At 42.4% G+C, this 1,105-nt stretch carries 3 protein-coding genes; 1 reads left to right on the top strand and 2 read right to left on the bottom strand.

The window, feature by feature from the left end; translation table 11 throughout:
* A partial coding sequence (locus Xedl_RS19715) for a phage holin, lambda family (RefSeq protein WP_244149781.1) occupies positions 1 to 311 on the bottom strand: 311 nt, incomplete at its 3' end.
* A gap of 161 nt (positions 312 to 472) precedes the next feature.
* On the opposite strand from Xedl_RS19715, the gene Xedl_RS19710 reads away from it, so the two are divergent.
* Positions 473 to 919, top strand: a complete 447-nt coding sequence (locus Xedl_RS19710; protein ID WP_074025418.1) for an ECs1072 family phage-associated protein — start codon at positions 473 to 475, stop codon at positions 917 to 919.
* On the opposite strand, the gene Xedl_RS19705 is transcribed toward Xedl_RS19710, so the two are convergent.
* Positions 837 to 1,097: a hypothetical protein gene (locus Xedl_RS19705; RefSeq protein ID WP_074025416.1), complete on the bottom strand. Its 261-nt coding sequence runs from the start codon at positions 1,095 to 1,097 to the stop codon at positions 837 to 839. The two genes, Xedl_RS19710 and Xedl_RS19705, sit on opposite strands and share 83 nt — an antisense overlap.
* Positions 1,098 to 1,105 lie beyond the last annotated feature (8 nt).

Here is a 1,105-nt window from a genome sequence, read left to right as displayed (position 1 = left end):
CCCAAACGTTTATTAATGGCACGAACAGCAAACTCACGTAGCTTCTCTACGCCAATAAACCCAATGGCACCCCCGATAGCCGGTGCAAAATTGGCAGGAATGCCGAACATTTCTAATCCACTGGATACGCTCCATGACAGCGCACCACACAGGAGTGCCTCGACCCAGCGGTTCTTTCGTTCCACGCCGTCATAAATCAGGCGTCCGTAGCAAATTAATGCCGCCAAAACAGAGCCGGATATTTGCGGCCATGAGTTTTTTAGGCCGTTTAATATGTCAGCCCATAAGTCAGGATTTTCTTTCATCTTCATATTCCACCCCATCTGAACAATGGGCGTCCGTGGGGTGAACGATGGTTACCCCTGTGAGTCGGTTAAAAGTAATGGGTTGATAGTTAAGGTAAGCTGTTAGGTCAGCCAAAAATCAATCAATAACCGAAGCGATGGCTGATTAGCTTCGGCGAGAAATCAATATGAGTAATTATTCAGACCTATTTCTGATAATAAAAACGAGAGTTTGCCAAAACAATGGAATGGATATTTCTTTTCTGTTCGGGAAAAATAATTACCGCGCGAATCAAGTATGGCATCGTATTGAGCAGATATTTATCCTTGAGTGTATTTTGGATGAACATAGGAAAAAATATGGTTCACCTCATTCACCGCTTGAAAATGAAAAAGCACTACACCACATGATTCTCGAAATAACAAAGTGGAGCTTGTCAGAAATACGAGCGCTTTCTTTTAATGACAGCATGTTCATTATCTCCGATCGCTTACGGAGAGAAAATATGCACCCTGACGCACAGGAGTATTTGAACTCACTTGATTTACCTGCTAACTCTTACTCGCTTGACGAATTTTCTGAAAAAGATTGGGATCCCAAGGAAGACTCGATTTACCTTCAAAGCCGTACATAGCTCTCTCATTAAGCTCTTTTTCTATTTCAGCAAGCCGTTCAGTCAGGGCGGCTTTTTCTCTAAGTAATGCGTTATACCTTGAGATAAACACTTTCTGCTGCCCTAACCAGTATTCCAGCTCTTCACTATCCATATTTGGATTAAAAAAGTAAGGTTCTTCAATACGCTTTTCCATCATTCACCTCG

It is taken from the genome of Xenorhabdus eapokensis, from assembly GCF_001908105.1.
This window is presented reverse-complemented; position numbering and strand designations above follow the sequence as displayed.

What these genes read in the sequence shown, in the direction of transcription:
- Xedl_RS19705 (WP_074025416.1), bottom strand. Translation starts at nt 1,097, where the DNA reads ATGATGGAAAAGCGTATTGAAGAACCTTACTTTTTTAATCCAAATATG.
- Xedl_RS19710 (WP_074025418.1), top strand. Translation starts at nt 473, where the DNA reads ATGAGTAATTATTCAGACCTATTTCTGATAATAAAAACGAGAGTTTGC.